The sequence below is a fragment of the Alsobacter sp. KACC 23698 genome, from assembly GCF_045348435.1.
Classification (GTDB): Bacteria; Pseudomonadota; Alphaproteobacteria; order Rhizobiales; family Beijerinckiaceae; genus Alsobacter.
On the sequence record NZ_CP157484.1, the window covers coordinates 2649063 to 2674582 of the forward strand.

Sequence of the window (25520 nt, forward strand, 5' to 3'; positions counted from 1 at the left end):
AACTCTTAACGAAACCTCTCCGTGCTATGCAGTTATGAGGGGTCGGGCATGTGGAAGATCCGGTGGCTGAGGCCTGGGTCCAGACGTATATGCAGTGCAGCAAATCGCTGGCGCCCACGCCACCAGGACTGATCCTTTCTCCTGATGGCGCAGCGTCTTACCGCACTGCACAGGAACAAAGCCATGCTGACCGTCAACACCATCTCCAAGCGTCTCCGCAACTGGGCCCGTTATCGCAACACCGTCCGTGAGCTCTCGCAGCTGACCGACCGTGATCTGAGCGATCTCGGCATCTCCCGCGGCGACATTCGCTTCATCGCCAAGAAGCACGCCGTGAAGGCCTGAGCCTCCCGGCGACGACCTCTCTTCGGGAGCTCGATCGACCCCCTCCCCGATCGCTTCCGAGCGCAACGCCCGCCCCTCCCGGCGGGCGTTTTGCGTGGGGCGCCCAGCGAGGCGTTGCGCGAACGGCCCCGGGCGCCTAGGTTCCGGCGCATGAGCACCCTCGCACCCATCCACGTCATCGGCGGCGGCCTCGCCGGATCCGAGTCGGCCTGGCAGATCGCCCGGTCCGGCGTCCCGGTCGTGCTGCACGAGATGCGGCCCGTCCGGCCGACGGAAGTCCACCAGACGGACGGCTTCGCCGAGCTGGTCTGCTCCAACTCGTTCCGCTCGGACGACGCCCGCACCAATGCGGTCGGCCTGCTCCACGCCGAGATGCGCCTGCTCGAGTCGCTCGTGATGCGCTGCGCCGACGCCCACCAGGTCCCGGCCGGCGGCGCGCTGGCGGTGGACCGGGACGGCTTCTCGGCCGCCGTCACGGCCGCCCTGAACGCGCATCCGCTGATCACGGTGGAGCGAGGCGAAGTCGCCGGCTTGCCGCCGGCGGAGTGGGATTCGGTGATCGTCGCCACCGGTCCTCTCACCTCGCCGGCCCTCGCCGAGGCCATCAGGAGCCTCACGGGCGAGAGTTCGCTGGCCTTCTTCGACGCCATCGCGCCCATCGTCCACCGCGACAGCATCGACATGGACACGGCCTGGTTCCAGTCGCGCTACGACAAGGCCGGCCCCGGCGGCACGGGGGCCGACTACATCAACTGTCCCCTCACGCAGGAGCAGTACGGCGCCTTCATCGACGGCCTGATCGCCGGCGAGAAGACCAGCTTCAAGGACTGGGAGACGAACACCCCCTATTTCGACGGCTGCCTGCCCATTGAAGTGATGGCGGAGCGCGGGCGCGAGACGCTGCGGCACGGCCCGATGAAGCCCTTCGGGCTCACCAACCCGCATCGCGAGGGGCTGGACGCCAAGGCCTACGCCATCGTGCAGCTGCGTCAGGACAACGCCCTGGGCACGCTCTACAATATGGTCGGCTTCCAGACCAAGCTGAAGCATGCCGAGCAGGTGCGCCTGTTCCGCACCATCCCGGGCCTGCAGAACGCCGAGTTCGCCCGCCTGGGCGGCCTGCACCGCAACACCTATCTCAATTCGCCCGTGACGCTGGATCCGGAGCTGCGGCTCAGGGCCATGCCGCGGCTGCGATTCGCCGGCCAGATCACCGGCTGCGAGGGTTATGTGGAAAGCGCCGCCATGGGCCTGCTGGCGGGCCGGATGGCGGCCGCCGAGCGGCTCGCCGCGCCGATCGCCCCTCCTCCGCCCACCACCGCGATGGGCGCGCTCCTCAACCACATCACGGGCGGGCACATCGAGACGATCGACGACGGTCCGCCCTCCTTCCAGCCGATGAACGTGAATTTCGGCCTGTTCCCGCCCTTGGCCGAGGCCCCCACGAGCGAGGACGGCAAGCGCCTGCGCGGAACCGCCAAGGCCATCGCCCGCAAGACGGCGCTGACCACGCGGGCGCTCAACGACATGAGAGGCTGGGCGGAAAATCCCGGCTCGACCCTCAGGGCGGCGGAATAGCCCTTAGCGGGCCCGGCGCGAGGCGAGCCACAGCGTCAGGAAGCGGCGCAGCGGCGACAGCTCGGCCGGGGTCTGGAACGGGTTCGAACTCGCCGCCTCCAGCTTGCGCAGATAGGGCTCGACCAGGGCCGCCGGCACGATGGCGCCACGCACGGCGGGGCCGGCCGCGTCCGCCGCAGCCTCGGCCTGACCAAGATGGCGGCGGGCGAGCCCGCGAAGGTCCGCCAGCACGGCGCGCAGCGGCTCGCCGGCGTCGCGCGCCAGCACCATCGCGCGGGTGAGGCCATGGCGGGCCATGAGGTCGGCGGGAAGAAACACCTGCCCGCGGGCGGTCGTCCAGGGCAGCGCACGCAGCAGGCCCACGATGGCGTAGGCGACGCCCGCATGCCCCACGGCGTCCGCCCCGCCGGGGTCCGCTCCGTCGGCCAGAATGAGGCTGGCCAGCCGCATCAGCGCCGACGAGGTCTCCCCCGCATAGCCCTCCAGATCGCCTATCGACGGCATGGGGTCGTCATAGAGGTCGAAGGTGCGCGCTTCGATCAGGTCCAGCAGCGCCGAGCGGGGCAGGCGGTAGCGCGCGATCGCTGCGCCCAGCGCGGCGGCGACGGGGTGGCCGCTCGCCTCCATGGCGTCGCCGGCCAGGAGGTCGCGCCAGTATTGCAGGCGCATCTCGCCGGGCAGCGGCTCGGACACCGCCTCGCGGACGCGGCTCACCTCGACATTGAAGGCGTAGAGCGCGAGCAGCGCCGGGCGGCGCGCCTCCGGCGCGAACAGGGTCGCGACATAGCGGTCGCGGTCGTGCTCGCGCACGAGGTCCGCCGCCACGTCGACCCCTGCGGCGCCCTGCCCGGTCTCCACCTCAGGGGACCGCGATCAGGGCGGCGCCGACGCTGCGGTTCTCCGCCAGCATGATGTTGTAGGTGCGGGCGGCCGCGCCGGTCTGCATCACGTCGATCCGGATGCGGGCGTCCTTGAAGCGCCAGCGCAAGCGCTCGGGAAGCGGGGCGACGTCGAGCCCCGTGCCGATCAGCAGCACCTCGGGCGGGGCCTCTTCGGCGAACACCGGCTCGAAGGCGGAGGTCGTCAGCTCCGCCGGCCCCGTGACCGCCCAGGCGCGAATGCCCGAGGGCAGCGCCAGGATCGAGCCCCGGTGCGACATGTCGGCGAAGCGGAACCCGCCATTGCCGTAGGCGTCGAGCAGATGGCGGCCCGGCACGAAGCCTTCGTAGCGGGCGCCGCCGCTCATTGCGCCGGCCGCTCCGCCGGCCCGCGCACGCGGTTGGCGGCCTTGGCCGCGGGCTTGCCCGCCGGTTCGGCGGCGGCCGGGGCCTCGGCCCCGACCTTGAGGCCGAGATAGATCAGCACCGGCGCGGCGATGAAAATCGACGAATAGGTGCCGATCACGACGCCGAAGATCATCGCCCAGGAGAAGCTCGAGATCACCTGGCCGCCGAACAGCACCAGCGCCAGCAGCGCCAGCGTGGTGGTCACCGAGGTCATGATGGTGCGCGACAGCGTCGAGTTGATCGACAGGTCGAGCAGGTCCTCCACCGGCATCTTCTTGTAGCGCCGCAACAGTTCGCGGATCCGGTCGAAAACCACCACCGTGTCGTTCAGCGAGTAGCCGACGATCGTCAGGATCGCGGCGATCGAGGTCATGTTGAACTCGATCTGCGTGATGGCGAAGAAGCCGATGGTGAGCACCAGGTCGTGCAGCGTCGCGATCACCGCCCCGACGGCGAACTGCCACTCGAACCGGAACCACAGATAGATCAGCACGCCCACGATGGAGAGCACGACGCCCAGCGTGCCGGACTGCACGAGTTCGCCCGACACGCGGGGCCCCACGACCTCGACGCGCCGGAAATCGTAATCCTTCTCGAAGGCGGTGCGGACGCGCTCCTGCGCGGACTGCTGCGCCCGCTCGCGATCCTGCTGGTTGGCGCCCGGCTGCAGCCCGAAGCGGATGGAGACGTCGCCCCGCTCGCCGAATTCCTGCACCTCCACTTCGCCCACATTGAGCTCGTTGGCGGTGGTTCGCACGGCGCCGATGTCCGACTTGCCGGACTTCGCCTGCATCTCGATCAGGGTGCCGCCGGTGAAGTCGATGCCGAAATTCATGCTCACGAAGAAGAAGCACAGCACCGCGACGACCGACAGGAGCGCCGAGAACGGGAAGCTCACCCGCCGGAAGCTCATGAACGGGAACTTGGTGTCGTCCGGAATGATCCGCAGAAGTCTCATGTCTCTCTCCTGCGTCAGAACGGCAGCTTGTTCGGCTTGGCCGAGCGATACCACAGGGCGATCATCATCCGGGTCATCGTCACCGCCGTGACGACGGTGGTCACGATGCCGAGGATGAGCGTGACCGCGAAGCCCTTCACCGGGCCGGAGCCCAGGAAGAACAGGATCGCGGCGGCGATGAACATGGTCACGTTGGAATCGATGATGGTCGCGAAGGCGCGCTGGAAGCCCGCCTCCAGCGAGGAGATCATGGATCGCCCGCCCCTCGCCTCCTCGCGGATGCGCTCATAGATCAGCACGTTGGAATCCACCGCCGTGCCGATGGTCAGCACGATGCCGGCGATGCCCGGCAGCGTTAGCGTCGACCCGATCAGCGACATCAGCGCGAAGATCAGAATCACGTGGACGGCCAGCGCGATGTTGGCGAAGAGGCCGAACAGCCCGTAGGACACGAACATGAAGCCGACGACCAGCACGGTGGCCACATAGGAGGCCTTCTTGCCGGCGTCGATGGAGTCCTGCCCCAGGCCGGGACCGACGGTCCGCTCCTCCACGATGGTCAGCGGAGCCGGGAGAGCGCCGGCGCGCAGCAGGATGGCGAGATTGTTGGCCGCCTCCACGGTGAAGCGGCCCGAGATCTGTCCCTGCCCGCCGGTGATCGGCTGCAGCACGCGCGGCGCCGAGATCACCTTCTTGTCGAGCACGATGGCCAGCGCCCGGCCGACCGACTCGGTGGTGACCTGCCCGAAGCGCTGGGCGCCGCGGATGTTGAACTTGAAGTTCACGATGGGCTCGCCGGTGCGCTGGTCGAAGCCGGGCTGGGCGTCGATCAGGTCCTCGCCCTGCACGATGACGCGCTTCTCCACCGGCATCATGGCGCCGCCCTCCTCCTGGGAAGGCAGCTGCTCGACGTCGCCGGGAGGCGCGCCGGGGTCGGCCACGAGCCTGAACTCGAGCTGCGCGGTGGTGCCCAGGATTTCCTTCAGCTTGCGCGGATCCTGCAGCCCCGGCACCTGCACGAGGATGCGGTCCACGCCCTGGCGCTGGATGTTCGGCTCGGTCGTGCCGAGCGCGTCGACGCGCCGGCGCAGAACCTCGATGGCCTGGTCGATGGCCTTGCGCACCCGTTCGTTCACGCCGGCCTCGGTGACCGTCATGGTGATCAGGCCGTCAGGCTGGTCGGCGATCTCGATGGAGCTCTGGCCGCCGCCCTGGCCGAAGATGCCGCCCGCCGGCTGCGCCAGCTCGCGCAGGCGCGGCAGCAGCCTCGCCCGCTCGGCCGCGTCGGAGACCCGAACCGTCACCCCGCGCGACTGCACGCCGATCCCGCCGGCCAGCGCGATCTTCTCCTCGCGCAGGAGACGGCGCACGTCGTCGCGCAGCGTGTTGACCTGGCCGCGCATGACGGCCTGTGAATCCACCTCGAGCAGGACGTGCGAGCCGCCCTGCAGGTCGAGACCCAGCACGATCGCCTGGTGCGGGATGATCCAGCGCGGCAGGAAGGAGGGGATCGACTGCTCGATGCTCTTGCGCGTATCCGCGGGAAGCAGGCTCGGCATGGCGTAAAGCACGCCGAACAGGACGATGAGCAGAACGCCGATGGTCTTCGATCGTGAAAAGCGTAGCATCGTGTCGGGTCGTTTCCTGAGGCGTCAGGGGCAGCGCCGGCCGCGCCGCTCGACAATCCGGTAAGGGCGACGGACCCCGCCGCCGCGGGCGCGAGGTCTCAGGCGGCCTTGACGGGCTCGCCCTTGGCGCGAACCTCGGCGATCATCGCACGAACGGCGCGAACCCGCACGCCTTCCGCGATCTCGATCTCCATTTCGGGATCGTCGCTCGCCTTGGTGACGCGACCGATCAGTCCCCCGTTCAGCACCACCGTGTCGCCGCGGCGCACGTTCTTGATGAGGTCCTGATGCTCCTTGGCCCGGCGCTGCTGGGGTCGGATGATCAGGAAATACATGATCACGAAGATCAGCAGGAACGGGACGAGCTGGACGACCATGTCCATCCCACCCGTGGCTCCGGCGGTCTGGGCGAATGCTGGCGTGATCACGGGGAGAACCTCCGCACGGGAAAAAGGCCCCACGTCCCGCCGGTGCGGCGGGGGGAGCCGGAAAAGTGGCGCGGACTATAGCCACGGGCCGGCGGAAAGCAAATGCCGCGACGGGCGACGGGCGGGCGGCCCCGCCCGGTCGCCCCAAGGCGGGATGACACGATGCGCGCGCCTCATTAGACAGGGGCGCGCCGTCGTCTTGCGCTAGCCTGCAGGTCTTGCCCAGCCATGTCCCGTCCCGCCATGCCCGATTCTCGTCCGACCCCGTCCGCCGGCCCGGACGCAGCCCTCTTCACCGAAGAACAGGCCGCCCTGCTGGCGCGCATCGCCGGAGCGCTGGAGCGCATGGCCCCTCCCCGGCCGGAGCGGCCGGATTTCGCCGCCGCGGACGCCTTCGTGTGGAGGCCGCTTCCGGCCGGGCTCGTGCCCGTCCCGAAGGTGAACCGGGTCGACATGGTGCTGCTGAAGGGAATCGACCGGGCGCGCGACACGCTGCTGGAGAACACGGCCCGATTCGCCCGCGGGCTGCCCGCCAACAACGCGCTGCTCTGGGGCGCGCGCGGCATGGGCAAGTCGTCGCTGGTCAAGGCCGCCCATGCGCAGGTCAATCTCGACAGGGGCAGCCAGGGCGCGACGCCGCTGAAGCTGGTCGAGATCCATCGCGAGGACATCGACAGCCTGCCCTTGCTGATGGAAATGGTGCGCGAGGCGCCGTTCCGTTTCGTCGTGTTCTGCGACGACCTCTCCTTTGATGGCGACGACACCTCCTACAAGTCGCTGAAGGCCGTTCTGGAGGGCGGCATCGAGGGCCGGCCCGACAATGTCGTCTTCTACGCCACCTCCAATCGCCGGCACCTGCTGCCGCGCGACATGATGGAGAACGAGCGCTCGACGGCCATCAACCCCGGCGAGGCCATTGAGGAGAAGATCTCCCTGTCGGACCGCTTCGGCCTGTGGCTCGGCTTCCACAAATGCAGCCAGGACGAGTTCCTGGCCATGGTGGAGGGCTACGCCCAGCATTACGGCCTGGACGTCGCCGATCCCGAGGCGATGCGCCACGACGCGCTGGAGTGGTCGATCACCCGGGCCTCCCGCTCGGGCCGCACCGCCTGGCAGTTCATCCAGGACCTCGCCGGTCGTCTCGGCAAGACGCTCTGAGGCGCGCGGCGGATCGGCCCCGCCGCTTGCAAACGAAAGCGGGCGGCGCCCGACGCACCGCCCGCCTACGACCGATCAGCCTACGTGTCTCGCGGATGCTGATCGACTTTCCGTGGTCTCGGATCCTGGCCGGTCAGTCGCCGGCCATGCCGGTCAATTGCCGGCCAGATGGGGCATGGGATCGACCGGAGTCGAGCCCTTGCGCAGCTCGAAGTGCAGCTGCGGGGACGAGACGTTGCCGGACTGCCCGGACAGGGCGAGAAGCTGGCCTCGGGCGATCTTGTCGCCGCGCTTCACCTTCAGCTCGCCGTTATGGGCGTAGGCGGAGACCCAGCCGTCAGGGTGGCGCACCAGGACGAGGTTGCCGTAGCCCTTCAGCTCGTTGCCCGCATAGGCCACCTCGCCGCCTTCGGCCGCCTTCACGGGCGTGCCCTCCGGCAGGGAGATGTTGATGCCGTCATTGCCGCCACTCTTGTTGTAGCCGGTGATGATGCGGCCGCGGGCGGGCCAGCGGAACTCCGATCCGCCGCGTCCCGCCGGAGCGATGCTGGCCGTCTCGGCCGGCTCGGCCTTGGCGGCGGGCGCCGCCGCGGGGGCCGCGACCGGGGCCGGCGCCTGCACGGCGGCCGGAGCGGCTACGGCGACCTTGGCCGGCGCTTCCACGGCCTTGGCCAGCTTGACCGGAGCGGGCTTGACGACCGCGGCCGCCGGAGCCGCGGCAGGGGCGGCCGCCACGACCGCAGGCTTGGCGACGGCGACAGGCGCCGGGGCCTTGGCGACGATCTTGGCTTGCTCAGGCTTGGCCGGTGCCTTGGGCTCGGCCTTGGCGACCTCCACCTTGCGCTCCGGCTTGGCGGACGCGATGCGCGCCGGCGCGGCGGGCGCTGGCGCGGCCTCCTCCGGGGCGGCCGCGGCCTGCTTCGCCTGCGTGGCCTTGGCGCCCTGGACGAGCTGCATGCGCGCCTTTCCGGGCGCCGCCTTCGGAGCGGCCGCGACCGCCTGGGGCTGCGGAGCCGGCGCCGGCTGGACGGACGGCGCGGCGACGCGGGACGGAGCCGGCGCGCTGGCGACATGCGGCGCGGCCGGGGCCGCGGCGCCCGCCGCGTTGTAGACCGGGATGATCAGCTGCGACCCGGGCGCGGGCCGCGCGCCGGGCGCGATGCCGTTGGCCGAGCGGATCGCCGCCTCCGGGACGCCGTAGCGGTTTGACAGGGTGGTGATCGTCTCACCCTGCCCCAGCGCCACCGTGGAGCCGCCCTGCGCGGTCCAGCCCTTGGGGCCGCCCGTGGCGGGAAGGCCGGCCGGCGAGACGTTCGTCATCCTGACCGGCGGGGCGGCGACCGGCGCCGAGGCGATCGGAGCGGAGGCGACCGGAGCCGCGAGCGGCGCCGACGACACTTGCCCGGCGGGAGCCACCCCGTGGAAGGACTGCGCCTGCTTGGCGCGGCCGTCCGCCTGGGTTCGCGCCGGCCCTACGCTGCCGGTGGCGCCGGGGTCGAGGCGCGCCGAATTGGAGAAGGGGTTCTGGAAGGGATTGTCCGCGAAACGCATCGTTTCGGAACTGCAGGCCGCCGCTGCGCCGCCCACCAGGCACACAACCAGCAGGCGGGGGACCGAACGCACGGCGACGGAACCAGGACGCACACGCATGACACAACCCACTCAGAACAGCCACAAGTCGAAATCCGTGATGCCGATTAAAGGGCTGTTGGGGTTAAAAAAGCGTTCTGGTCGGAGCGATTGCGCCTCTTTGATTTACTATAACGGCGCCGGGCGACGCGCAGCGCCAAGCAACGCGAAGGTCATCCGAAGAGGAGATTGCGCGTCAGAGAGCCTGCGCGACGCCCTCCATCAGCGCCGGCAGCGCCAGCGGGCCGATCACCACCCGCGCGAGTTCGTCCATGGTCGCCCCGCGCGAATAGCGCACCAGCGAGGATCGGGACGCCGAGCGCTCGACCGCCACGATGCGCCCGGTGGGCGCCAGCTGGGCCACGAGCGCCGGCGGCGCCTCGGTCACGGCGGCGTGGATCAGGATCCGGTCATAGGGAGCGCCTGCATCCCAGCCGTTCCGCCCGTCCGCGTGCCGGACGACGACATTGCCGACGCCCAGCGCGTCGAGCCGCCCCTGCGCCTCGATGGCCAGCGACCGGTACCGCTCGACCGAAACCACCTCCCCGGCGAGCTTGCCCAGGATGGCGGCGCCGTAGCCTGAGCCGGTCCCCACCTCCAGCACCCGATGCTCGGGCCGCACGTCGAGCGCGATGATCATCTCGGCCATCACCGAGGGCGCCAGGGTCGACTGCCCGCAGGCGATCGGCAGGGACACGTCGGTCATGGCGAGGTCGATGAAGCGCTGCGGCACGAAGCGGCTGCGCGGCACCGTCTCGAAGGCGCTCAGGACCCGCGTGTCGCGCAGGCCCTTCGCCCGGAGCGCGAGCAGGAAGACGATGCGGGCCTCGGCCCCATGAAGCTCCAGCGGCTGGTCACGCCCGTCCTGGTCACGCCCCATGGGGCCCTCGGCGACGGACATGGGGGGCCGCCCGCCTCAGCGGCCGAAGAGCTGCGCGTAGCGCGTCAGCGTGGGCTCGTCGGTGAGGTCGATCCGCAGCGGCGTCACCGAGATCTTCCGGTGAGCCAGCGCGTGCAGGTCGGAGCCGTTCTCCAGCTCGTATTTGCCGCGCACGAAGCCGATCCAGTAGTAGGGAATCGCCCGTCCGTCGGCCCGCTCCTCGATGCGCAGCAACTCCTGCGAGCGCCAGCCCTGGGTCCCGGTGACGACCTCCAGCTCCACGCCGGGCTCGCAATGGGGGAAATTCACGTTGACCAACACGCCCTTGGGAATGCCGGCCTCCAGCACCTTGCGGATGATCGCCGGCGCCTGCCGCTCGCCGACCTCCCACGAGATGCTATCGCGCCCGTTCGGCCCATAGGCCTGCGACAGCGCCACCGCCGGTATGCCCAGGATCGTGGCCTCGATGGCGGCCGCCACGGTGCCCGAATAGGTCACGTCCTCGGCGACGTTCTGGCCCTTGTTGACGCCAGAGAGCACCAGGTCGGGCTTGCGGTCCTTCAGGATGTGCCGCACGCCCATGATGACGCAGTCGGTCGGCGTGCCTTTCACGGCGAAGCGGCGCTCGTCCACCTGGCGCAGGCGCAGCGGGTCGTTCAGCGACAGCGAATGGGCCACGCCGGACTGGTCCGTCTCCGGCGCGACGACCCAGACGTCGTCCGACAGCGCGCGCGCCACCGCCTCGCAGACCTTCAGGCCGGGGGCGTGGACGCCGTCGTCGTTCGTCACCAGGATCCGCATGGGTCAGGCCGCCTTCTCGATTCGCGTCACGCCGCCCATATAGGGCGCGAGAGCCGACGGGACCGTGACGGAGCCGTCGGCGTTCTGATAGGTCTCCAGCACGGCCACGAGCGCGCGGCCGACCGCCACGCCCGACCCGTTGAGCGTATGGACGAAGCGGGTGTTCTTGCCCTCCGCGGGCCGGAAACGGGCGTTCATGCGCCGGGCCTGGAACTCGCCGCAGACCGAGCAGGACGAGATCTCCCGGTAGGCGTCCTGGCCGGGCAGCCAGACCTCGATGTCGTAGGTCTTCTGCGCGCCGAAGCCCATGTCCCCGGTGCACAGCGTCACGACCCGGTAGGCGAGGTCGAGGCGCTTCAGCACCTCCTCGGCGCAGGCCGTCATGCGCTCGTGCTCGTCCCTGGACGTCTCGGGCGTGGTGATGGAGACGAGCTCCACCTTGGTGAACTGGTGCTGGCGGATCATGCCGCGCGTGTCGCGCCCGGCCGCGCCCGCCTCGGCCCTGAAGCAGGGCGTGCAGGCCGTGTAGCGCAGCGGCAGCTCGCGCTCATCCAGGATCTGCTCGCGCACGAGATTGGTGAGGGGCACCTCGGCGGTGGGGATGAGGCCGTAGCGCGAGGACCGGAAGGCGGCCCGAAGCGCATCCTTGACCGATCCGCCGGCCGCCGCGGCGTCGAGTCCCTCGACCATATCGCTGGTCACCGCCCAGAACTGGTCGTCCTCGAATTTCGGCAGCTGGTTGGTGCCGAAAAAGGCGTGGTCACGCACCAGCAACGGCGGGTTCACCTCCGTGTAGCCGTGCTCGCCGGTGTGCAGGTCCAGCATGAACTGGCCGAGCGCGCGCTCAAGCCGGGCGAGGCCGCCTTTGTTGACGACGAAGCGCGCGCCGGACATACGGGCGGCGGCCTCGAAATCCATCAGGCCGAGCCCCTCGCCCACCTCGAAATGCTGCTTTGGCGTGAAGCCCAGCGTGGCGGCCGTACGCGGCGCCCCGACCTTGTGGCGCTCGACATTGTCGTGCTCGTCGCGGCCCAGCGGCGCGTCCGGCGCCGGCGTATTCGGGATCGCGGCCAGCGCCGCGTCGAGCTCGGCGACAGTCGCCTTCTCCTCGGCCTCGGCGGCCGCCAGCGCGTCCTTGAGCGCCGCGACGTCCGACTTCAGCGCATCGGCGCGGGCGAGGTCCTTCGCGCCCATCGCCTGCCCGATCTCCTTGGACAGCGCGTTGCGGCGTTCCTGGGACGACTGCGCGCGCTGGATGGCGGCGCGCCGGCGGTCGTCGATGGCCAGCAGGACGGACGAGAGCGGCGCCGCGCCGCGGCTTTCCAACCCGGCGTCGAAGGCGCTGGCGTTCTCGCGAATCCACCTGATGTCGTACATGCCGACCGTCCGTTGTCTTGCCCGGCGGCGCGGCGGCGCAAAGCGTGCGCCGCGAACCGAGGCGAAGGATCAGGACGTCGCGCTTCCGGCCGCAGCCTGCTCGTCCCGCTTCTTCTCGGCCATTTTCACCGCAATGATCGAGGCTTCGTAGAGGAGCAGGGTCGGGACCGCAAGCGCCAGCTGGCTGATCACGTCCGGCGGGGTCAGCACGGCCGCCAGCACGAAGACGAGCACGATCGCGTAGCGCCGCTTCTCCTTCAGGAAGGTGGAATCGATGAAGCCCGCGCGCGCCAGCAGCGTCAGCACGACCGGCAGCTGGAAGCTGATCCCGAAGGCGAAGATGAGCGTCATGATCAGCGACAGATACTCGCTGACCTTGGGCAGCAGCTCGATCGAGGCCTCGCCGGGGATCATCTGCTGCTGGCCGATGGAGAAGCGCATGACGATCGGCATGGCGATGAAGAACACCACCGCCGCGCCCAGGCCGAACAGCAGCGGCGTCGCCACCAGATAGGGCCGGAACGCATCGCGCTCGTTCTTGTAGAGGCCGGGCGCCACGAATTTGTAGATCTGCGTCGCCACCACCGGGAACGAGAAGAAGCTCGCGCCGAACACCGCCAGCTTGATCTGCGTGAACAGATATTCGAGCGGCGCGGTGTAGATGAGGCGCACCTGCGAGACATCGCCGGCCGCCAGCACATAGGGGTAGATCAGGACGTTGTAGATCTGCTTGGCGAAGGCGAAGCACACCACGAACATGATCACGAACGAGACCAGCGCCTTGATCAGGCGGGCCCGGAGTTCGATGAGGTGCTCGATCAGCGGCGCTTTCGTGGCCTCGATGTCCTCGTGGCTCATCCGGCGCTACCCTCGTCCTCGGTCGTCGGCTTCTCGGCGGCCGCCGTCTTGCGGGCGGCGCGGCGCTTGGGAGCGCTGACGCCCTCCCCTTCGGCGGGACCGGCCTCGGCCGCGGCGGCCCGCGAGCGGCTGGCCCGCCTGGGCTTGGGCGCGTCCTCGATCGATTCGGCCACGGCCTCCGGCGCGACCGGGGCGGTCGCGAGCGGGAACAGGGTCGCGGAGGCGTCGTCGGCGGCGGGCGCCTCGACCGCCTTCTTGCGCGACCGCTTCGGCTTGGTGGGCGTCTCGGCGGCCTGGTCCGCCTCGACGTCGCCGCCGATGGGCGACACGGGCGCGAAGGCCGCCTGGATCTGCTCGGGCGTCAGGTCCGGCACGGGCGGAGGCTCGGGGATGTCGATCGTCGTCTCCGGCAGCGCAGCCGCGCCCGTGGCCGGCGTCTCCGTCGCGCCCTTGATCTCGTCCCGGATCGTCTGGATGGGGTTGAAGCCGGTGTTCAGCGTCGTGGAGACGTCGGTGTTGAGGCCCTCGACGGTCTTGCGCGCCTCGTCGAGCTCCATCTCCCGCATCGCGTCCTGGAACTGGCCCTGGAATTCGCCGGCGAGACGCTTCACCTTGCCGACGGTCCGGCCCACGGTGCGCAGCACGCCGGGGAGCTCCTTCGGCCCAATGACGACGAGCGCCACCACGCCGACGACGACGAACTCTCCCCACCCGATATCGAACATGGCGTGCTGGTCACCCGGCCGAGACATATCCCGCCCCGGAGCCGGGACGGCGATATGCTCCTTATATCAACGCGTGCGGAATTTCGATCCGGACGGAAGGGCGGCGGGGCGAAAAAAGCTGGGAGATCCAGCCAGCCTCGCCCCGGTGCGCCGCCTCGCGCTCCCGAGCCGCATCCGCGATCAGCCGACCTTGCGCTCGCCCACGGGGGTCTGGACGGGAGCGGGACGCTGGTCCTCCAGGGGACGCGCGGGCTCGACGGGCCGCGTCGCGGCCGTGGCGGTCTCGGTCTCGTCGTCGGCCAGGCCCTTCTTGAAGGACTTGATGCCCTTGGCCACGTCGCCCATCAGGTCGGACACCTTGCCGCGTCCAAACAACAGCATCACCACGATGCCCACGATGATCCAGTGCCAGATACTCACGCCGCCCATGGCTTGAACTCCCGTTCGGGTTCAGCCGGCGCGCCGGCCCCCGTCATTGTCGTCTCGCCCGGAACCTAGGCTCCCGGTGCGGCAAAAACAAGAACCCCATGCGCGCGCGCCGCGGGTCGGCCACGGGGCGGCTCACTTGCGCTCTTCGTCCCGCAGCGGCTCCTCCACGCGGTTCGCCGCCTCTTCGGCGAGCTCGGCGAAGATGTCCTCGCCCAGCGGATCCTCGTCCTCGCGCAGATGGGGGTCGTCCGACGGCGTGGGGACGCCGAAGCCCGGCGGCAGGCGCCCGTCCAGGAAGCCCGAGCCCTTCAGCTCGTCGAGACCCGGGAGGTCGTCGATCCTGTTCAGCCCGAAATGGACGAGGAAGGCCTCCGTCGTCCCATAGGTCACCGGCCGGCCCGGCGCCTTACGGCGACCGCGCAGCCTCACCCAGCCGGCCTCGATCAGCACGTCGAGCGTGCCGCGGCTCGTCGACACGCCGCGGATGTCCTCGATCTCGGTGCGGGTGACCGGCTGGTGATAGGCGATGATCGAGAGCGTCTCCAGCGCGGCGCGGCTGAGCTTGCGGGGCTCGACGGCCTCGCGCGACAGCAGGTAGCCGAGGTCCTCGGCCGTCCTGAACGCCCATTTTCCGGCGAGCCGCACCAGATTGACGCCCCGCGCGGCGTATTCCTTCTCCAGCGTGCGCAGCACCGCCGTAGCGGGAGCGGACCCCGGAAGCCGGCTCGCGATGGCTTCCGTGGACAGGGGCTCGGCGGAGGCGAACAGCAGCGCCTCGGCGATCCTGCAGGCCTCGGCGAAGCTGCGCGCCTCCTCCACGGCGTCGAAGGCCGTCTCGATCGCCAGATCGAGCGCCGCCGCGGTCTCCTGGATGTCCTGGTCGGCGACGGTGACGCGCTTCATGGCCTCAGGCCCGCGCCGGCGCGGCTGACCGCCGTTCGCTGCTTGACCCAGATGGGAGCGAAGGCGCGGTCCTGCTGCAGCTCCAGCAGCCCCTCGCGCACCATCTCCAGCGCGGCCACGAAGGTGGAGGCCCGTACGGTGGCGCGCAGCTCCGGGGTGGTCAGGTAGCTGGCCAGATACTCGTCCAGCACCGTCCAGTCCATGGCCACGCCGGCCAGCCGCTGCAGCGCCTCGCGGGCGTCCGCCAGCGACCAGACCCGGCGCTTGGGCATGCTGACATGCGACAGCGCCTGCTTCTGCCGCTCGCGCGCATAGGCCGAGAGCAGGTCGTAGAGGCTGGCGTCCCACTCGGGCGTCCGGGTCACCACCACGGGTTCGGGCATGCCGCGGGCGAAGACGTCGCGGCCGAGCCTGGTGCGTTCGACGAGCTTCTGGGACGCCGCGCGGATCAGCTCGAGCCGCTGCAGCCGGCGCGCCAGGGCGTCCGCCAGCTCTTCCGCCGTCGGCTCGTCCGCCTTGGGCGGCTCGGGCAGCAGCAGGCGCGACTTCAAATAGGCCAGCCAGGCCGCCATCACCAGATAGTCGGCCGCCAGCTCCAGCCGGAAGCGGCGCGCCTCCTCGATGAAGCCGAGATATTGCTCGGCCAGGGCCAGCACCGAGATCTTGTGGAGATCGACCTTCTGGCGCCGCGCCAGTTCCAGCAGCAGGTCGAGCGGGCCCGCGAACCCGTCGACGTCGATGATCAGCGCCGGCTCGGCGTCGGCCTTGTCGACCCGCACGGCGTCTTCGAAGTCGAGTTGTTCGTGCGGCTTGGCCACGCATCCTCCTGATCCGCCCAGTGCGGGACGGGCGAATCGCCTCGGTGGAGCCGAATCTTGGGCGCGTCAGACCTGGGGGGCAAGCGCAGCGTCGAGCCGCGCCCAGGCTTCCACAGGATCGAACGGCTCGGGCCGATGCCGGATGCGGGTCAGCGCGGCCTCCGCCCGCCGACGCGCGTCCCCGGCGAGCTCGACGGCGGCCGTGGCGACCTCCTCCATCTCGGCCAGCACGCCGTGGCAGTACAGGGCCACGTCGCAGCCCGCCCGCAGCGCCGCGAAGGTCCGCTCGGCGAGCGATCCCGAGAGCGCCTTCATGGAGATGTCGTCGCTCATCACCAGCCCGTCGAAGCCGATCGCGCCGCGGATGACGTCGCGGAACACGATCTCCGACGTGGTCGCAGGGTTCGCCGGGTCGATGGCCTCGAACACTACATGGGCCGTCATCGCCATCGGCATGTCGGCCAGGATCTGGAATGGCGCGAAATCGCGCTCCTCCAGTTCGGCGCGCGCGGCGGCCACCGTGGGGAGCGCCTCGTGGCTGTCGGCGCGGGCGCGCCCGTGTCCGGGCATGTGCTTGACGACCGGCAGCACGCCGCCGGCCATCAGCCCTTCGGCGGCGGCCCGCCCGAGCACCGCGATGGTTTCGGGGTCCTGCGCATAGGCCCGGTCGCCGATGATCCCGTGCGCGCCCGGCACGGGCACGTCGAGCACCGGCAGGCAGTCGACCGTGACTCCGACCTTCAGGAGATCGTCCGCGATCAGCCGCGCCGAAAGCCGGGTCAGCTCGCGGCGCACGAGGGGATCGTTGACGGCCAGTTCGCCCAGGCGCCGGGCGGCGGGATAGGCGCGCCAGTGCGGCGGGCCCATCCGCTGGACGCGGCCGCCTTCCTGGTCGATCAGCACAGGCGCGTCGGCGCGCCCCACGGCGTCGCGGAAGTCCGACGTCAGCCGGAACAGCTGCTCGGGGCTCTCGACGTTGCGCCGGAAAAGGATCAGTCCCCACGGATTGGCTTCGCGGAAGAAGCCGAACTCCTCGGGAGTGAGCGCCGGACCCGAACAGCCCGCGATGAATGCTCGTATCGCCATCCACAAGCGCTATCGGCCGGCCCCGGAGGGGTCAAGACGGCAAAACGGGGACAGCCTGGCTGTCCCCGCCTATGAATGCGCCGGATCGGTCCTGGCTCAGTTCTTAGCCACGAAGCACTGGCCGCCCGCGCCCTGAAGCTTGGTGCACAGCGCCGTCGCCTCGTCGCGCGACATGCCGCTGACGCGCACGCGGTAGATGGTCTTGCCGTTCACGTCGGCCTTGCGCACGCCAGGATTGAGGCCGGCGAGCTCGCCCGAGAAGCGCTTCTGCAGCTTGGCGATGACGTCGCGCGCCTCCGTCTCGCTTTGCGGCGCGGCGAGCTGCACGGCGAACCCGCCGCCCGAGGCGGCCTCGGCCTGCGGCGCGGCGGTCGTCGCCGGAGCGGAGGCGACCTGCTGGCGGGCCGCCGGGGCGGGCTTGGGCGCAGGCGCGGCCACGGGGGCCGGAGCGGTCGTCGCCGTCGTGGTCTCGGCCTCGACGACCGGCCGGGCGGGCTTGGCCGGGGCCGAGCCCGTCGTCATCGGAGCCAGCGAGGTCAGCTTCGGACGCGGCATCGGCATCGGGGCCGGGGTCGCGCCCGACGGCGTGGAGGTCGAAGCCACCGCGGGTGCGGGAACGCCGACCGGCGGCACGCTGGCCAGCGACGCCACCCGGGTCGGGCCGGCCTCGCCTTCGATGATCGTGCCGTCCGGGCGCACCGAGACCGTCTTGACGCGACGCGGCTCGCCGAGGGCCGGCAGCCCGGCGTTGGCGGACTGTGCCTTGAGCGGCGCCACGGCGCCGGTCGACGTGGACGCGCTGGCGCTGGGCGCCGGCGGCTCCATGGGCAGATCGCGACGGGTGATCTGCTCCACGTCGAGAGGCTGCTCGGCGCGGCCCGAAACCTTGACGCTCTTGAGGTCCTCGGGCGCCTGCGACTTGTTGTAGACCTGCCGGTCCTGGTTGGGCACCTCGACGCCGCCAGGATTCTGCGGCTGCACCTTCGAGGGTCCGGCCTCGGCCTTGATCAGCGGCGGGGCGCCGGCCAACTTCACCGCGCCCGGTCCCATGCCCTTGTAGGCGTAGACGCCGACCGCGCCGGCCACGGCCACGCTCATGATCGCGCCGACGGCCATGAGGCCCCGGCGCCGGCGCGGCGGCTCCGCGAAGTCCTCGTCATGAGGAGGAAGCTGGCCTTCCGGCTCGTAGACCGGCTCGGCCTCGGCCTGGGCGTAACGGTCGTCATAGGCGGCGTGCGTCGGGCGCGGAGCCTGGCCGTAGGCGGCGGCCTGGGTCGGCGCCGCGTCCCAGTCACGCTCCTGGGCGCTGTGGGCGGCGGGCTGGCGCAGCTGGTAGGGCAAGGCCCCGTGCGGCGCGACGTCGGTCTCGTAGGCGGAGAGCTGGTCCTCGAAGGATTGCGCGGTCGGCGCGGGCGCGGACGGCCTCTGCTCCTGGGCGGGCTCGGCGGCGGGGCGGCGCAGCGACATCGACGGCTCGACCCGGGCGGGGTGGCTGTCGCGAGCGCCGCCGTCCCGATCGGACCAGAGCGCCCTGAACGGATCGTCCTGCCCGACGATGCGGGCCAGTTCGGCCAGCGGATCGTCGTTCTGCTGCCCGGCGCCGCGCGGGGCGTGGCCTTGGCCGTAGTGAGCAGACGAGGGCCTGGCCGAATCGCGATGGCCGGCCGCTTCGCGCAGCTGGCGCTCGAGTTCGTCGAGGTCGATCACGGGCCGCTGCCTGTTCAACTCATTCATGAAACACCCGCTGTCACACAGCCCGATGGCGCAGGCGCCACCGATTCCCATCGCTAACCCGGGCGCAACGAATGGTGTGGTCCATTCTGGCGCAAAGCAAGTCCGTCCGTTGACGGATGCCGTGCGCAAGCCCGCGTTTTCAGCGCATTTCGTCCGGCGCGGTCACCCCCAGGATGCCCAGGCCGGCTGCAAGGACCGACATCACCACGTCGACCAGCGCCAGCCTCGCAGAGGACGAATTTCGATCAGTCTCGATAACAAAACGTAAATGCGGCGCTTCTTTGCCCCTGTTCCAGAGTCCGTGAAAGTCGCTGGCCAGTTCGTAAAGAAAAAATGCGATCCGGTGAGGTTCATGCGCCGCAGCTGAAGCTTCCACGATCCTTGGGAACTGAGAAAGCCGGCGAATCACGTCTAGCTCGGCCTCGTCCTTAAGCAGCGAGACATCTGCATTCAAAAGCGCCCCGCGATTTTCTGACGCACCCGGGAAAACCTGCTCCGCTTGCCTGAAGACCGAGCGACAGCGGGCATGCGCGTACTGGACGTAGAAGACCGGGTTCTCCTTCGACTGCTCGATCACCTTGGCGAGGTCGAAATCCAGCGTGGCGTCGTTCTTGCGATACAGCATCATGAAGCGCACCGGATCGCGGCCGACCTCGTCGATCACGTCGCGCAGCGTCACGAACTCGCCCGAGCGCTTGGACATCTTCACCGGCTCACCATGGCGCAGCAGCCGCACGAGCTGGCACAGCTTGACGTCGAGCTCGCCTTCGCCCCCCGTCACCGCCTTCACGGCCGCGCTCATGCGCTTGACGTAGCCGCCGTGGTCGGCCCCCCAGACGTCGATCATCGTCTTGAAGCCGCGCGCGTATTTCGACGCGTGATAGGCGATGTCGGAGGCGAAGTAGGTGTAGGAGCCGTCCGACTTCAGCAGCGGCCGATCCACGTCGTCGCCGAAGGCCGTGGCCCGGAACAAGGTCTGCTCGCGATCTTCCCAGTCCTCGACCGGCGCCCCCTTGGGGGGCGGCAGACGCCCCTCATAGACGAGGTCGCGGGCCCGCATGTCATCGATCGTGGCCCTGATCTGGTCCACAGGGCCGCTGGCCAGCGAGCGCTCGGAGAAGAACACGTCATGACGGATGTCGAGAGCCGCCAGGTCGACGCGGATCATCTCCATCATCAGGTCGATCGCCGTCTGGCGCACGACGGGGAGCCACTCGGCCTCGGGTGCGTCCAGCAAGGCGCGGCCATGCCGGGCCGCGAGAGCCTCGCCCACCGGCTTCAGGTAGTCGCCCGGATAGAGCCCCTCCGGAATGGTCCCGATCTCCTCGCCCAGCGCCTCGCGGTAGCGCAGGTAGGCCGACCGGGCGAGCACGTCCACCTGCGCCCCGGCGTCGTTGATGTAGTATTCGCGCGTCACCGCCGCGCCGGCGAAGTCGAGCAGGTTCGCCAGCGCGTCGCCGAACACCGCGCCGCGGCCATGGCCCACATGCAGCGGGCCGGTCGGGTTGGCGGACACGTATTCGACGTTGACGGGCTCGCCTTTCGGATGAGCCGGCCGGCCGAAATGCTTGCCAAGTCTCAAGATTACGCGAACCACTTCATGGTGGACGCTGGCGTCCAGGCGAATGTTGATGAAGCCGGGGCCGGCGATCTCCGTGCTGGCGACGCCGGGCTCGCGGGCGAGTTCGGCGCTGATCAGCTGGGCCAGCGCGCGCGGATTGCTCCTCGCCTCCTTGGCCAGCGCCAACGCGGCGTTGGTCGCGAGGTCGCCATGGCTGGGGTCGCGCGGGGGTTCGACGACGACCTTGGCGGTGTCGAGCCCCTGCGGCAGGGCGCCCTGCTCCCCGAGCCGAGCGATGATCGCCGCGAGCCGGCGCTGGAAGTCGTCGAAGATGTTCATGTCAGCTCGGCTGGTGCGGGCCGCCCGGCGCCGATCCCTGCGCCGGGGCGAAACCCTCGTGAAACCTGCGCGACGGCCCTGCATCGCGACGCCGCGCCAATATCACATCGCGGCGCGGATTGACCACCGCTTCGGCGATTCGGCCCCGCTCAGCGCAGATCGGGGGTGACGTCGAACAGCCGCCGGTGCTCGTCCAGCGCGTAGCGGTCCGTCATGCCGGCGATGTAGTCGGCCACCCTGCGGGCGATCCGCGACGGCTCGGCGCCGGCCAGGCCCTCGCGCCACTCCCCCGGCATGGCGTCGGGATCGCGGGTGAAGCGCCCGAACAGGTCGCGGACCACCGCGTCGGCCTGGACCCGCACGGCGACGACGCTCGGATGGCGGTACATGTGGGGAAACAGGAAGCCCTTGATGGCCCGGTCCGCCTCCGCCATCTCGCCGGAGAAGCCGATCACCGCATGGCCGGCCCGCCGCACGTCGTCGGCGTCCTTCGGCTGCAGCGCTTCAAGGCGCCGCCCGCCTTCGCGGATGCCGTCCTCGACGAACCGCGTGATGATCCGCCGCCCGAGCTCATGGATGACCCGGCTTCGCTCCAGCCCCGGCCAGCGCCCGGCGATGTCGTCCAAAAGTCCCGCCAGGAACGGGACGGAGCGCAGGTCCTCCAGCGCGAACAGGCCGGCGCGCAGGCCGTCGTCGATGTCGTGCGCGTCATAGGCGATGTCGTCCGCGATGGCGGCGGCCTGCGCCTCCGCGCTGGCGTGGGTGTCGAGCCACAGGTCCTGGCGCGCCGCATAGTCCAGGATGGCGCCCGGGACGCCCCGCTTGCGGTAGCGCTCGGTGGGCAGCCCTTCGGGCGTCGTCAGCGGGCCGTTGTGCTTGACGAGGCCCTCGAGCGTCTCCCAGGTCAGGTTCAGGCCGTCGAACTCGGCGTAGCGCTTCTCCAGCCGGGTGACGATCCGCAGCGCCTGGGCGTTGTGGTCGAAGCCGCCATGGTCGGCCATGCAGTCGTCGAGGGCCTCCTCGCCGGTATGGCCGAAGGGCGTGTGGCCGAGATCGTGCGACAGCGCCAGCGCCTCGGCCAGATCCTCATCGAGCCCGAGCGCCCGCGCCAGCGCCCGGGCGATCTGGGCCACCTCGATGGTGTGGGTCAGGCGCGTGCGGTAGTGATCGCCCTCGTGGAAGACGAAGACCTGCGTCTTGTGCTTCAGGCGCCGGAACGCGTTGGCGTGGATCACCCGGTCGCGGTCGCGCTGAAATTCGCTGCGGGTGGGCGAGGCGTCCTCGGGCGTGAGCCGGCCGCGGCTGAGCGCCGGGTCGGCCGCATAGGGCGCCCGCCATCGATCGAAGCGGCTCTGCGGCACCGGCGCCTCCCATTGATGACGGACCCCGGGATCGCTACATCCCGTCCTGAAAGCTTGCGGCCCGTTGCGCACGCTTGTGCGATATAAAGCAGGGCGTGCAAACCGCCAGACGTCTCCGGAGGCGCTTACATGACCATGCCTGACGTGGATACCGCACCGCTCACCGTCACCGAGCGCGCCGCGCGGCGGATCCAGTCCATCCTGAAGTCCGAGGCTGAAGGCGCCATGCTGCGCGTCGCGGTCAATGGCGGCGGCTGTTCGGGCTTCCAGTACGATTTCTCCTTCGACACCGCGATCACGCCCGACGACGTGGCGATCCGGCGCGACGGCGTGACGGTGCTGGTCGATTCGATCTCGCGCCCCTTCCTGGAGGGCTCGACGCTGGATTTCGTCGACGACCTCATGGGCCAATCGTTCCGCGTGCAAAATCCGAAGGCGACTGCAGCCTGCGGTTGCGGAACCAGCTTCTCGATCTGAGGCTCCCGCCTTTTCGCCGGATCCGGGTGGGTCGCCCGGAACACAGGCGCCTGTTTTCGCAGCCCCCTCCCCCCGGGCCGGAGGCCGCGACGGGCCTGCCGCACTTGCCCGCGCATCCGCAATCCTGAAGATGGCGTCCAGGAGATCGACATGGACGCCCTTTTCATCGGCCAGACCTATATCGACGTCACCTTCCTCGCCGAGCACATGCCCACCGGCGACGAGAAGACCGTGGCGCGCGACTACGCCGTCTCGTTCGGCGGCAACGCCGTCACGGCCGCGTTCTGCTGCGCCAAGCTCGGCGTCGTGCCGGACCTCTTGACCTCGCTGGCGGACGACTGGCTCGGGCGCATGTTCCTCGACATGGCGGCCAAATACGCCATCCCGGTCCATGGCAGGAAAGTGCGCGAGAGCTCGCTCTCCTTCGTGCTGCCCAACAACGGCAAGCGCGCCATCATCCGCTGCCGCGACGACGATTACCTTCACCCCTTCCCCATGCTGAACATGGGCGGCTGCCGCGCGCTGCATCTGGACGGCCACCAGTCCGACGCGGCGATCCACTACGCCAAGCTCTGCCGCGAACGCGGCGTGCTGACCTCGCTGGACGGCGGCGGACTGCGCGACAACACGCATGAGCTCCTGTCCTTCGTCGACGTCGCAATCTGCGCCGAGCGCCTCGCCGAGCAGCTCGACGTGTCGCCGCACGACCTCCTGCTCCTGCTGAAGCAGAAGGGCGTGCGCATCGGCGGCGTCACCATGGGCGAGAAGGGCATGCTCTGGTACGACGAGACGGGCGAGATCCGCCGCCAGCCGACCCTGTGCGTGCCGCCCGCGGCGATCATCGACACCAGCGGCGCCGGCGACGTGTTCCACGGCGCCTATGTGGCGTCCTATCTGCGCCGGCCGGACCAGCCCTGGGCCGAGCACTTCGCCTTCGCGCGCGCCGCCTCGTCCTTCAAGATCCAGCATCTCGGCAACGAGGCGGGCCTGCCGTCGCTGGCCGACATCGAGGCGATTCGCCGGCGCTTCGCCGAGGCCGCCTGAGCGCCGCTTGGTTGCGCATAGGCCAGACGACACGCAGGGCGCGACGCGACGCCGCTGGCTTTTGCGCGAGCCTTTGGACAGGATCGCGCTTTGTCCTGTCGCCGCGCCCCCCGCGGCGCGATCCCGGAGGCTTGATGATGCGCGCGACCCGATGGAAAACCCTGGCCGGGGGCGTGTCCCTGGCCGTCGTCGCTGCCCATCTCGGCGCCCAAAGCGTCATCCGCGCCGACATCGCCCGCGCCCTTCCGGCCTCCGCGCAGGCGGCCGCGATCGAGGTCGATCCCTGGTCGGGGCGGATCATCCTCGCGGGGCTGTCCTGGAGCGGGCCTGACGGCCTGCGCGTCTCGGTCGGCCGGGCCACGGCCGTGGGCGGCCTCGCCTTCGTCGGCCCCGCCCGCGCGGCGGATGCGGTGACGCTGGAGAACGTCAAGGTCGAGACGGGCGGCGCCAGCTACGAGATGAAGCGCGTCGAGCTGACGGGCGCGACCGCGACCCGCGACGAGGTCGCGGCGCTGTTCGACGCCTCCTCGGCGACGCCGCTCTACCAGCGCCTCGCCCGCATCACCGCCGAGCAGATCGCGATTCCGGAGCTCGTCACGACCAGAAAGATGGCCGATCAGTCGTCCACGGTGACCTACCGCGACATCCGGCTCGTCGGCGTCGACAAGGGCGCGATCAAGAGCATGGCCGCCTCGGGCGGCTCGTTCGACACCCGCCGGAACGACGACTCCATCAGCGGGACCGTCGGTCCCATGGCCGGCGTCGACATTGACGCGACGCTGGTGGCCCGGATCTACGGCGCCAAGGCCGAGCCCGGCGATGCGGAGATGAAGCTCATCTATGGCGGCTTCACGGTCGACGCGGTCAAGGGCTCGTCGGCCAAGGGCGGCGAGTTCACGATCGGGCGGCTGGCCTTCAAGAATGTCCGCGGCCGGCCGACCCAGGAGCCCTGGCTGCCCTTCCTCACCGAGTTCGCCGGCAAGGGCGACGTCGCCAAGCTGCCCCCGCAGGAACGCGCCCGCTTCGTCCGCGGCCTCACCGACATCCTGGACGCGATCGCTGTGGAGTCGGCGGAGGCCGCCAACCTGACCGTGACCTCCCCGGCCTCCAGCAAGGACAAGGCGGTCGTGAAGGTCGCCCGCCTCGGCTATGCGGGCGCGGCGATGGGCCGCCCCAACGACCTGCGGCTGGAAGGGCTCGACGTCGCGGCGCCCGACGGCTACGGCCGCATCGGGACGATCTCGCAGACCGGGTGGTCGTTCCGCACGACGCTGGACGCCCTGCGGGCCACCGTCGGCGATCCCGACGCCGACCTCTCCGCTATCGATCCGCGCGCCTTCATTCCGGACCTTGGGACCTTCGCGATCCGCGACGTCGACCTGAACGTGCCGGACAAGAAAGCCCGGGAGACGGATCCCGCCGCCCCCAACATCCGGGTCGGGTTCAAGAGCTTCGAGGTCGCCGCGCAGGCGCCCGTGAAGGGCGTCCCGACCGCCCTGCGGATCGGCCTGGACCGCATGACGATGGCGATCCCGCCGGGGACCAAGGAGGAGGGCCTGCGCGACCTCCTGGCCATGGGCTACAAGGACCTCGACGTCACCATGGGGCTGGACGGCCGCTGGAACGAGAACGCAGCCGAGTTCAACATCGGGCAGATCGCCCTTCAGGGCGTCAACATGGGCAGCCTCGCCGTGAAGGGCGTGCTCGGGAACGTCTCGCGCGACGTGTTCGCCGGCGACAGCGCGACCGCCCAGGTGGCGCTGCTGGGCGCGACCGTGAAGCAGGTCGGCTTCACGCTGGAGAACAAGGGCCTCGCCGAGAAGCTCCTGGAGCGCGAGGCGCGCCGGCAGAAGAAGAGCGTGGACCAGCTGCGCAAGGAGCTGGGCGGCGCGGCCCAGATCGGCATCCCGGCCATGCTGGGCGGCTCGCCCAACGCCAAGGCGCTGGGCTCGGCCGTCGCCAAGTTCCTGCTGAAGCCCGGCCGGCTCACCGTGACGGCGACCGCGCATGATCCGGGCGGGCTCGGCTTCGCCGACTTCGCCATGGCGCAGGGCGACCCCGCCGCCCTGCTCGAGCAGATCGATCTCGCAGCCAGGGCCGAATAGGCCCGGGCGGGC

At 70.2% G+C, this 25520-nt stretch carries 24 protein-coding genes; 6 read left to right on the forward strand and 18 right to left on the reverse strand.

Annotated features, from left to right (window positions below; translation table 11 throughout):
- Positions 1–183 precede the first annotated feature (183 nt).
- Together ABEG18_RS12300 and trmFO are read left to right on the forward strand one after the other, a co-directional pair.
- Positions 184–345: a DUF1127 domain-containing protein gene (locus ABEG18_RS12300; protein ID WP_406858345.1), complete on the forward strand. Its 162-nt coding sequence runs from the start codon at positions 184–186 to the stop codon at positions 343–345.
- 150 nt (positions 346–495) lie between these two features.
- Positions 496–1923, forward strand: a complete 1428-nt coding sequence (trmFO, locus tag ABEG18_RS12305; RefSeq protein WP_406858346.1) for a methylenetetrahydrofolate--tRNA-(uracil(54)-C(5))-methyltransferase (FADH(2)-oxidizing) TrmFO — start codon at positions 496–498, stop codon at positions 1921–1923.
- Between the two features lie 3 nt (positions 1924–1926).
- Here the strand turns inward: trmFO and ABEG18_RS12310 are convergent, their stop codons facing one another.
- The 5 genes from ABEG18_RS12310 to yajC form a co-directional block, all read right to left on the reverse strand.
- A complete protein-coding gene (locus tag ABEG18_RS12310) occupies positions 1927–2781 on the reverse strand; it encodes a phytoene/squalene synthase family protein (protein ID WP_406858347.1) in 855 nt (284 codons plus the stop codon).
- Between the two features lies 1 nt (position 2782).
- Positions 2783–3169, reverse strand: a complete 387-nt coding sequence (locus ABEG18_RS12315; protein ID WP_406858348.1) for an Mth938-like domain-containing protein — start codon at positions 3167–3169, stop codon at positions 2783–2785.
- Complete coding sequence (secF, locus tag ABEG18_RS12320) at positions 3166–4167, reverse strand: protein translocase subunit SecF (RefSeq protein ID WP_406858349.1); 1002 nt, start codon at positions 4165–4167, stop codon at positions 3166–3168. The genes ABEG18_RS12315 and secF overlap by 4 nt, the downstream gene beginning before the upstream one ends.
- Positions 4168–4181: 14 nt before the next feature.
- Positions 4182–5795, reverse strand: coding sequence for a protein translocase subunit SecD (gene secD / locus ABEG18_RS12325; protein ID WP_406858350.1), 1614 nt, complete (start codon positions 5793–5795; stop codon positions 4182–4184).
- 98 nt (positions 5796–5893) lie between these two features.
- Positions 5894–6223 carry a preprotein translocase subunit YajC gene (yajC, locus tag ABEG18_RS12330; RefSeq protein ID WP_406858351.1) on the reverse strand — a complete coding sequence of 110 codons (330 nt, stop codon included), beginning with the start codon at positions 6221–6223 and terminating at the stop codon, positions 5894–5896.
- Between the two features lie 243 nt (positions 6224–6466).
- Between yajC and ABEG18_RS12335 the strand changes: the two genes are divergently transcribed.
- A complete protein-coding gene (locus tag ABEG18_RS12335) occupies positions 6467–7381 on the forward strand; it encodes an ATP-binding protein (protein WP_406858352.1) in 915 nt (304 codons plus the stop codon).
- A 153-nt stretch (positions 7382–7534) separates the two neighbouring features.
- On the opposite strand, the gene ABEG18_RS12340 is transcribed toward ABEG18_RS12335, so the two are convergent.
- The 13 genes from ABEG18_RS12340 to ABEG18_RS12400 all read right to left on the reverse strand — a co-directional run bounded on the left by ABEG18_RS12340 (position 7535) and on the right by ABEG18_RS12400 (position 21882).
- Positions 7535–9004 carry a peptidoglycan DD-metalloendopeptidase family protein gene (locus ABEG18_RS12340; protein ID WP_406858353.1) on the reverse strand — a complete coding sequence of 490 codons (1470 nt, stop codon included), beginning with the start codon at positions 9002–9004 and terminating at the stop codon, positions 7535–7537.
- 202 nt (positions 9005–9206) lie between these two features.
- Complete coding sequence (locus tag ABEG18_RS12345; RefSeq protein ID WP_406858354.1) at positions 9207–9911, reverse strand: protein-L-isoaspartate(D-aspartate) O-methyltransferase; 705 nt, start codon at positions 9909–9911, stop codon at positions 9207–9209.
- 15 nt (positions 9912–9926) lie between these two features.
- On the reverse strand, positions 9927–10691 hold the full coding sequence (gene surE, locus ABEG18_RS12350) for a 5'/3'-nucleotidase SurE (protein ID WP_406858355.1): 765 nt from the start codon (positions 10689–10691) through the stop codon (positions 9927–9929).
- Positions 10692–10694: 3 nt separating this feature from the next.
- On the reverse strand, positions 10695–12068 hold the full coding sequence (gene serS, locus ABEG18_RS12355; protein WP_406858356.1) for a serine--tRNA ligase: 1374 nt from the start codon (positions 12066–12068) through the stop codon (positions 10695–10697).
- 69 nt (positions 12069–12137) lie between these two features.
- The gene (gene tatC, locus ABEG18_RS12360; protein WP_406858357.1) at positions 12138–12926 is read right to left on the reverse strand and encodes a twin-arginine translocase subunit TatC; all 789 of its coding nucleotides are present in this window, start codon (positions 12924–12926) and stop codon (positions 12138–12140) included.
- Entirely contained in the window at positions 12923–13651 is a 729-nt protein-coding gene (tatB, locus tag ABEG18_RS12365) for a Sec-independent protein translocase protein TatB (protein ID WP_406858358.1), read from the reverse strand. Before tatB ends, tatC begins: the two co-directional genes overlap by 4 nt.
- A gap of 180 nt (positions 13652–13831) precedes the next feature.
- A complete protein-coding gene (locus ABEG18_RS12370; protein ID WP_406858359.1) occupies positions 13832–14080 on the reverse strand; it encodes a twin-arginine translocase TatA/TatE family subunit in 249 nt (82 codons plus the stop codon).
- Positions 14081–14212: 132 nt separating this feature from the next.
- Complete coding sequence (gene scpB / locus ABEG18_RS12375) at positions 14213–14983, reverse strand: SMC-Scp complex subunit ScpB (protein WP_406858360.1); 771 nt, start codon at positions 14981–14983, stop codon at positions 14213–14215.
- A complete protein-coding gene (locus ABEG18_RS12380; RefSeq protein WP_406858361.1) occupies positions 14980–15801 on the reverse strand; it encodes a segregation and condensation protein A in 822 nt (273 codons plus the stop codon). The genes scpB and ABEG18_RS12380 overlap by 4 nt, the downstream gene beginning before the upstream one ends.
- Positions 15802–15867: 66 nt before the next feature.
- Entirely contained in the window at positions 15868–16887 is a 1020-nt protein-coding gene (gene nagZ / locus ABEG18_RS12385; RefSeq protein WP_406858362.1) for a beta-N-acetylhexosaminidase, read from the reverse strand.
- Between the two features lie 96 nt (positions 16888–16983).
- On the reverse strand, positions 16984–18621 hold the full coding sequence (locus ABEG18_RS12390; protein ID WP_406858363.1) for an SPOR domain-containing protein: 1638 nt from the start codon (positions 18619–18621) through the stop codon (positions 16984–16986).
- 139 nt (positions 18622–18760) lie between these two features.
- Positions 18761–20521, reverse strand: coding sequence for an arginine--tRNA ligase (argS, locus tag ABEG18_RS12395; RefSeq protein WP_406858364.1), 1761 nt, complete (start codon positions 20519–20521; stop codon positions 18761–18763).
- A gap of 149 nt (positions 20522–20670) precedes the next feature.
- The gene (locus ABEG18_RS12400) at positions 20671–21882 is read right to left on the reverse strand and encodes a deoxyguanosinetriphosphate triphosphohydrolase (protein WP_406858365.1); all 1212 of its coding nucleotides are present in this window, start codon (positions 21880–21882) and stop codon (positions 20671–20673) included.
- A gap of 135 nt (positions 21883–22017) precedes the next feature.
- On the opposite strand from ABEG18_RS12400, the gene erpA reads away from it, so the two are divergent.
- The 3 genes from erpA to ABEG18_RS12415 all read left to right on the forward strand — a co-directional run bounded on the left by erpA (position 22018) and on the right by ABEG18_RS12415 (position 25508).
- A complete protein-coding gene (gene erpA / locus ABEG18_RS12405) occupies positions 22018–22359 on the forward strand; it encodes an iron-sulfur cluster insertion protein ErpA (protein WP_406858600.1) in 342 nt (113 codons plus the stop codon).
- A 150-nt stretch (positions 22360–22509) separates the two neighbouring features.
- Positions 22510–23403 (forward strand): sugar kinase, encoded by an 894-nt coding sequence (locus ABEG18_RS12410; protein ID WP_406858366.1) that lies wholly within the window; start codon positions 22510–22512, stop codon positions 23401–23403.
- A gap of 137 nt (positions 23404–23540) precedes the next feature.
- On the forward strand, positions 23541–25508 hold the full coding sequence (locus tag ABEG18_RS12415; protein WP_406858367.1) for a hypothetical protein: 1968 nt from the start codon (positions 23541–23543) through the stop codon (positions 25506–25508).
- Positions 25509–25520: the final 12 nt, after the last annotated feature.